This is a genomic window from Streptomyces hirsutus (assembly GCF_001418415.1).
Classification (GTDB): Bacteria; Actinomycetota; Actinomycetes; order Streptomycetales; family Streptomycetaceae; genus Streptomyces; species Streptomyces hirsutus.
On record NZ_LIQT01000560.1, the window covers coordinates 1 to 6,538 of the forward strand.

A 6,538-nucleotide genomic window follows, 5' to 3' on the forward strand; every position below is an offset into this window, starting at 1 on the left:
GGGTGGAGGTGACGGCCGGGGCGGAGGTGACGGCCGGGACCGGCGGACGGGCCCCTCCCTCCCGGGAACCGTCCGTCGCCGTCCCGGTCGCCCCCATCCCCGCGACGGCGACCCCGCCCAGGCTGAGGCCGGCGACCAGGACGGAGAGGGTGGCCTTCACCGAGAAGCGGCCGAGGCGCGGTTCCCGGGGGCGCCAGTCGTCGCGGCGCCGGGTGCGGGCGCGATGCGCGCCCGTCTCCCGCGCCTCCCGGAACGCGGCCACGGCCCGCTGTTCGGCCCCGGCGTCGACACCGTCCTCGATCAGGGCTTCGGCGAGCAGGGCCTCGATGCCGACGGCGTCACGGGCAGGATGCCGGTCGGAGGCAGGTGCAGCGGCGGAGGTGGAGGCGGAGGCGGAGGCAGCGGTGGAACCGGAACCGGGACGGCCCCGCAGGTCCGCGCGGTGGCCCTGCGACGCGGCCTCGGGGTGCACACGCCGACGGCCGGGTGTCCCGCCGTCGTCCCTCCGTTCACCCATGTCCGTATCCGTCCCCGCTCGAGCCGTTCAATCCGTTCGATCCACCCGGTCCGTGCGCCCGGCCGGGCACCCTCGCCCGACCGACGCATACGTTCCGTACGTCCGGTCTGTTCAGACCGCCGGGCCGGCCGTGCGTCGCCGGGCGGCCCCGCCTGCCGTCACGCGCCGTCCCGGTCACCGGTCACTTCGACTCACCCAGCGTCCGGGAGGCCGCATCCGTCACACTTTCGCCGTTCAGCTGCCTGGCCAGGCGTTTCAGCCCTCGGTACGCGGCCGTCCGGACCGCGCCCGGCCGCTTGCCGAGAACGCGGGCGGCGGCGGGGCCGTCGAGGCCGACGACCACCCGCAGCAGTACGGCCTCGGCCTGGTCCCGGGGCAGCCCGGCGACCAGTTCCAGGGCGCGCTCGGTGGAGATGGCCTCCAGCGCCTGGTCGTGCGTGCTCTGCGGGCCGGGGAGGTCCAGCACGTCCTGTTCCAGCGTCGAGGGCCGCGGCCGCGCCCGTTGCCGGCGCAGGTGGTCCAGTGCCCGGTGCCGGGCGATGGTCGCCGTCCAGCCCCGGAACCCCGCTCCGTCGCCCTTGAACCGGCCGAGGTCGCGGGCTATCTCCAGCCAGGCGTCCGAGGTCACGTCCTCCGCGTCGTCGCCGACCAGTCCGCGTACGTAGCCGAGAAGCCGGGGCTGCACGAGCCGGTAGGCCACGGCGAAGGCGGCCTCGTCACCGTCCTGGGCCCGCGCGACGGCCGCGCCCAGTTCCCCGTCGTGCGCCTGTGCGCGGCGGGGTTGCCCTCCCTTGCCCAAGAACTGTCCTCGTCCGTACCGGTCCGTGGCGCAGCCGTCCGGCGCGCCACGTCGGGTCGTGCCCACGGCCCCAAGGTCATCAGCGTCCGGCGCCACGAAAGTGTCACAGCTCGTCAGTTGCTCCGTGGGTGCCGTTCGACCGGGCCCGGGCGCCGCCCGTCACCTCAGCGGTCTCCGCTCGACGCGTCCCGGCACAGCAGGCGCAGGGATCCATCGGCCGTGTAGCAGCGGCGGGCCTCCTCCATCGGGTCCCAGAGGCGGCCGTCGGGGGTACGGACCCAGTACTCGCCGCCGGAGGCCCACCACTCGCCGCCGGTCCGACGCACGATCACCTCGCCGGCGTAGGCGCCGAACCCGCGCAGCACCGTCTCCACGGCGGCGTACGGGGCCGCCTCCCGGCGTATGTCCTCGATGGCGCGGTCGGCGCTCCACAGACTGCGCGCCGAGTAGTCGAGGCGCAGCCGCGCCCCTTCGCGCATCGCCGTCACGGTGTCCGCCGCCCACCGCACGGGCTTCGTCGCGGCCGGGGGACGGGGCTCCTGCCGGGTCGCCGCGGTCCCCGTCGTCGCGGTCTCAGTCGTCACAGTCGTCGCAGTCGTCACACTCGATGGAGCGCTCCGGCCCGCGGTTCTGTCACCCGGATGTGCGCGGTCGCGGGCAACCGGCGCAGAACCGCCCCGGATCCGCCGCAGCACGGTCACAGGAGCGGCCGTGGGGGCGGGCCGGTCGGCGTCGGGGTGACGGATCGGGTCCCGGCCGCGCTCATGTCTTCGATGAGTACGTACTTCCACTTCCGCGCCGTGCCGCCCCCGGCCCTGCGCAACAGCCCTGCCTGGCTGCTGCGGCTGTTCGAGGACGACTGGGACACCGTGCGCGAACGCATCGGCCGGCACCGCGAGGAGGTCCTCGACAAGGGCTACCTCGACCACGAGTTCCTCTACGCGGGCGCTCTCCCGCGGCACACGCCGGACGGACCGCCCGCGCACGTCGTGCTCGGTGGCCGGCCGGTCTCCCCGCCCGGTCCCGACCGGCCGCCGTTCCTGTTGCTCACCGCGGCGCAGGCCGGCCGGGTCGCCGGCTTCCTGAGGACCGCCGACTTCGACGCGCTGTGGCGGCGGGCCCGTGGCCGGATCGTCCCGCGCCAAGGCGACCCGGACATGGAGCCGCAGATACGCGGCGTCTTCGCGGCGGCCCACCGCGACCTGACCGCGTTCTACACGCGCGCGGCGCAGCAGCGCGAGGCGGTGGTGAAGTGGTTGCTCCTCTGACCCGGCGGCAGCCGTCCCGGCCCGTCCCCTCGTCCCGCCCCGGTCACGTGTCCCGCCCCGTCAGCCGTCCCTGCGGTTGCGGCGGGAGAGGGCCGCGACCAGGACGCGCCGGCCCTCCGTGGAGACCTCCAGCGCGCGCCGCAGCCCGGCCGGGCCGTGACCGGCCAGAACCTCCAGGACGGTGATCTGGCGGCGCAGCTCGGCGCTGCAGAGCGGCGACAGCGGCAGACCCTCCGTCCGGCCCTCGCGGGCCGCCTCGACCGCGTCCGTCGCGTCCTCGGCGGGGTCGCCGCCGTCCAGGATGCGGTGGACCCGCAGTGCGGTGACCGAGCAGGCCTGGGCCCACCCGCGCAGTACGGCGGTGGATCGCTCCGCCGGGGCGGTGGTGAGCATCCGGTACGCGAGCTCCGCCGCCACCTCGGCGCCGCGCGTGCCGTCCGCGCCGTGCGCCGCGTCGAGCTTGCCGCGGATCTGCTCCAGCCGCTCGGCCCACTCCTCGGCGGCGGCGTCCTCGGCGAGGCTCCCCCACAGGGGGCGCAGCGTCTCGTCGTCACCGCCCAGCAACGGTACGCAGCGATCCAAACAAGCCATCCCGCTCGCGGCCAGCCCTCGCTCGTCGGCCTGCGCGATCAGTTCCACCAAGCTCATCCACGTCTCCTCAGCGGGGCTTCGCAGGCCTCTGAAGAGGCCCTTCACGGACCTCACCGATACGGAGGCCGCACTTTCCCTTACTGCGTGCGACGGGCCGGGAATGTCACAGGGGGACGACGCCGAGCCGGTCGAGCAGTCTGAAGAATAAGTTTTCGGCCAGGAGATGCCCCCGCTCGAGCGGAGCCGGGAGTGGGGAAGGACCGGGGTCGGCGGTCAGCACCTCGACCAGTTCCGCCACGGACACGGCGTGTCCGGCCTCGGCGGCCCACTCGACGGCCCGGTCGGCGGCGTCCCGGGGCTCCAGGAAGTAGTCCTCCAGCGTGAGCCCGTTCTGCACCACGCCCTCCGCGCCCTCGACGCCGTCCGCCCCGTCGGTGCCGTCCGCCGCCGGGGCGCCGAGGTAGCCGGCCATCGCGGACCGCGCCAGGCAGGTCGTCCAGGCGCCGCTCTCCGGTGCCGCCGCCTCCACCACCACGCAGGCGCTGTCCATCACGTAGCCGAACAGCGCGGGTGCGCCGGTCTCCCTGGCGAGGTCGTTCATGTTCCCTATGCCGCCGTCGCCGCTCGGGTACTCCCAGACCTGCCATCCGCCCGGGGCCGACGTGCGCAGGGTCATCCCCCGGGCGCCGGCCAGCGCGTCCCGTTCGGCAAGCGGCCGCTCGTCACGGCCCACGACGAAATACCCCCAGTAGCCCATGTGCCGGCATTCCCCCCGGTGTATCGGTTTCGGCTCGTCAGAAGACCACCACAGTCGTACGGGGGTTCGCAGGAATATGACGTGATCCATCCCGCGAAACCCCTCCGGAACCCACCGAAGTCCACCGAAACCGCCGCACTCGGTCCGGCTCAGTCCACCTCGTCCGCCAGGCTCCGGAACTCCGCCCAGGACAGCGCCGGTTCGGCCGGGTCCCAGAGCTTCTGCACGGTCGCCCGCAGCGGCATCCTGATCCCGGCCGCGACCTGGTCCTCATTCTGCGAACCGGACAGGTCGCACCAGATGGCGAAGGACCCGCCGAGGATCTGGCCGTCGTACCGGGAGGGCACGGCGGTGGTGCCGCGCAGTACGCGCGGCGTCCACTGCTCGTAGATCCGCTCCCCCGTCGGGTAGACGAATTCGTTCGGCTCGCCCAGCACGTAGTAGAGGAACTCGTCGTTGTAGTTGAGGACCTCGCGGCCCTCGCCCAGATAGTCCGCCGGCTGCCGGGCGCCGATCTCCTTGCCGGTCCAGTAGGCGACCTGGATGTCCTTCGCGGCCCGCACCGAACTGCCCTCGAAGAAGCCGTCGTTCCAGGCGCGGAGCGTGCGTCCGTGGGCGCGGACGGTGTCGGCGCGGTCGTTGAGCCAGCTCGTGGCCAGGTCCTCGACGGTGGCGCCGGAGCCGTGCTTCTTCCGCGCGGCGGCGGCGAGTCCCGGGAACGACGCCTCGGGATCGGGCACCACCAGCGCCTGGTACTCGTCGGCGCCGAGGTGCCACTGCGAGCCGGGGAACAGCCCCGCGTACTCGTTCAGCAGCTCGTCGACGATCTCCGCGGACGCGGGATCGGAGATGTCGATCGCCCCGCGCACGGCCCCGCCGCCCGCGTTGCGCAGCTGGAGGCCGGGGTGGGCGGCGAGGACGGCGCCGAGGTGTCCGGGCGAGTCGATCTCGGGCACGACGGTGATGTGCCGGCTCGCGGCGAGGTCGACGATCCGCTTGACCTGCGCCTTGGTCAGATGCTGGTCGGCCACGACCTCCGGGTGCGAGTCGGACTCGATACGGAAGCTCTGGTCGTCGGAGAAGTGCAGACCCAGTTCGTTGAACTTCAGGTCGCCGAGTTCACGGACCCGGTCCTCGATCCAGTCGGCGGTGAAGTGCTTGCGCGCGATGTCCAGCATCATCCCGCGCCGCTGCTTGGCGGGCTCGTCGCGCACGACCCCCTCGGGGGCGGTCCCGGCGCCGCGGATCTGCTGCTTGAGGGTGCGGGTGCCGTAGAAGACGCCCGCCTCGGCGGGGGCGCTGACGGTCACCCGCCCGCCCCGCACGGTCATCGTGTACGACTCGGGGTTCGCGCCCTTGCCCTTGTTCAGCTCCAGGCGCAGGTCCCCGGCGCGCTCGTCGTTCTTCTCCCCCGCGTACGCCAGGCCCAGCTCGCCGGCCACGAGGCGGCCCTCGTCCGCCAGGGCCGGATCGCCGACGACCACCCGGTGACCGCGCTCGGGCCGCCAGCCGGGGCCGCGCTCGGCACTGTGGTCACGGACGGCGGGGATGGTCCGGGGCGCCCGGGACAAGGGGTAGGAACGGGTGGGGCTCGGCTCGGACTCCCCGGACGGCGGCGAACCCGCCGTGTCCCCGGAGCGGGAGGCGGCCGGGCCGCCGTCGTCGNNCGCCACGACCACCGAGGACGCCGCGAGGGCCACGACCAGCATCCGCCGCTGTCTCACCTGGTGCGCGGACGGCCGACGCCTGTGCTGCCTGTGCTGACTCACACACCCAACCTACGGCCCATCCGGATGACGGGCGTCGACGGGCTGTTCCGAAACTCTCCCGTCCGGGTGAATCTCGACTATCGATCGGACACGTCACGGACTCACTCGATAGCGTGTCGGCACAACTCTCACACCATCTGCCACTCACCCCCCACCCCTTCCCCCACGCCGGACACACACGTGACGCTCCGAGGACCCACGCTGCCTGCGCACCGTCTCCCGCACCTCGCCGACCGGGTCGCCGTACCCGAACAGTCGCGCGGCACCCCCGGAGCACCCGGGGCGCCCGACACGCCCGGCACCCCGTCCGGACTGGACCGCTTCAACGCCGCGGCCACCGAGGACGCCGAGCGCGCCCTGCTGGCCTGCCTGCACAGCCCCCGCTGGGCCGTGCGCGTCGCGGCCCATCGCCCGTACCCGGACCTGGAAGCCCTCCTGGCGGCGGCGGACGAGGCGACCTACGACCTGCCCCGCACGGACCGCGCCGACGCGCTGGTCGCGGAAGCCCTCCCCGGCCTCCCGGCGGACGCCTACTCCGCCGCCCATACGGCCCTGAACGCGGCCAATGTGGCCTATGAGAGCCGTTTCGGACATCCGTTCGTCATTTGCGTCGACGGTCTGAAGCCGGACGAGGTCCTGGACCACGTACTCGAAGGCATCCGGTCACGATTGGCCAACGATCCCGAGGAGGAACGCCTGGTGGCAGCGGAGGAACTCCGGCGCCTGGCCCGGGGCCGCCTGGCCACCCTCCTCGCGCACGACGGGCCGCCGACGGACCGCTGACGGGCCACCGACGGACCGCGGCACCCGCCCGGAGCCTGTCTCGTATCCACATCT

Annotated in this window: 7 protein-coding genes and 1 pseudogene; 2 read left to right on the forward strand and 6 right to left on the reverse strand. The window is 73.7% G+C overall.

Going from position 1 to position 6,538, the window contains the following annotated elements; all coding sequences use genetic code 11:
• The 3 genes and pseudogenes from AOK11_RS34320 to AOK11_RS34330 form a co-directional block, all read right to left on the reverse strand.
• Nucleotides 1-517: pseudogene (locus AOK11_RS34320) on the reverse strand (hypothetical protein); the annotation flags it as partial.
• A gap of 181 nt (nucleotides 518-698) precedes the next feature.
• Nucleotides 699-1,316: an RNA polymerase sigma factor gene (locus AOK11_RS34325; RefSeq protein ID WP_055597572.1), complete on the reverse strand. Its 618-nt coding sequence runs from the start codon at nucleotides 1,314-1,316 to the stop codon at nucleotides 699-701.
• Nucleotides 1,317-1,480: 164 nt separating this feature from the next.
• Entirely contained in the window at nucleotides 1,481-1,900 is a 420-nt protein-coding gene (locus AOK11_RS34330) for a hypothetical protein (RefSeq protein ID WP_055597573.1), read from the reverse strand.
• A gap of 189 nt (nucleotides 1,901-2,089) precedes the next feature.
• Here AOK11_RS34330 and AOK11_RS34335 point away from each other — a divergent pair, with 189 nt between their 5' ends.
• The gene (locus tag AOK11_RS34335) at nucleotides 2,090-2,584 is read left to right on the forward strand and encodes a DUF1877 family protein (RefSeq protein ID WP_055597577.1); all 495 of its coding nucleotides are present in this window, start codon (nucleotides 2,090-2,092) and stop codon (nucleotides 2,582-2,584) included.
• A 60-nt stretch (nucleotides 2,585-2,644) separates the two neighbouring features.
• Here the strand turns inward: AOK11_RS34335 and AOK11_RS34340 are convergent, their stop codons facing one another.
• The 3 genes from AOK11_RS34340 to AOK11_RS34350 form a co-directional block, all read right to left on the reverse strand.
• On the reverse strand, nucleotides 2,645-3,232 hold the full coding sequence (locus AOK11_RS34340; RefSeq protein ID WP_055597574.1) for a hypothetical protein: 588 nt from the start codon (nucleotides 3,230-3,232) through the stop codon (nucleotides 2,645-2,647).
• 106 nt (nucleotides 3,233-3,338) lie between these two features.
• Nucleotides 3,339-3,932, reverse strand: coding sequence for a hypothetical protein (locus tag AOK11_RS34345; protein WP_055597575.1), 594 nt, complete (start codon nucleotides 3,930-3,932; stop codon nucleotides 3,339-3,341).
• A 149-nt stretch (nucleotides 3,933-4,081) separates the two neighbouring features.
• A partial coding sequence (locus tag AOK11_RS34350) for a beta-N-acetylhexosaminidase (RefSeq protein ID WP_240497602.1) occupies nucleotides 4,082-5,597 on the reverse strand: 1,516 nt, incomplete at its 5' end.
• Between the two features lie 284 nt (nucleotides 5,598-5,881).
• Between AOK11_RS34350 and AOK11_RS34355 the strand changes: the two genes are divergently transcribed.
• On the forward strand, nucleotides 5,882-6,484 hold the full coding sequence (locus tag AOK11_RS34355) for a 2-oxo-4-hydroxy-4-carboxy-5-ureidoimidazoline decarboxylase (RefSeq protein ID WP_240497603.1): 603 nt from the start codon (nucleotides 5,882-5,884) through the stop codon (nucleotides 6,482-6,484).
• Nucleotides 6,485-6,538 lie beyond the last annotated feature (54 nt).

Excerpts from the sequence above, each read along its gene's own strand:
- AOK11_RS34335 (WP_055597577.1), top strand. The coding sequence starts at position 2,090 with ATGAGTACGTACTTCCACTTCCGCGCCGTGCCGCCCCCGGCCCTGCGC.
- AOK11_RS34340 (WP_055597574.1), bottom strand. The coding sequence starts at position 3,232 with ATGAGCTTGGTGGAACTGATCGCGCAGGCCGACGAGCGAGGGCTGGCC.
- AOK11_RS34345 (WP_055597575.1), bottom strand. The coding sequence starts at position 3,932 with ATGGGCTACTGGGGGTATTTCGTCGTGGGCCGTGACGAGCGGCCGCTT.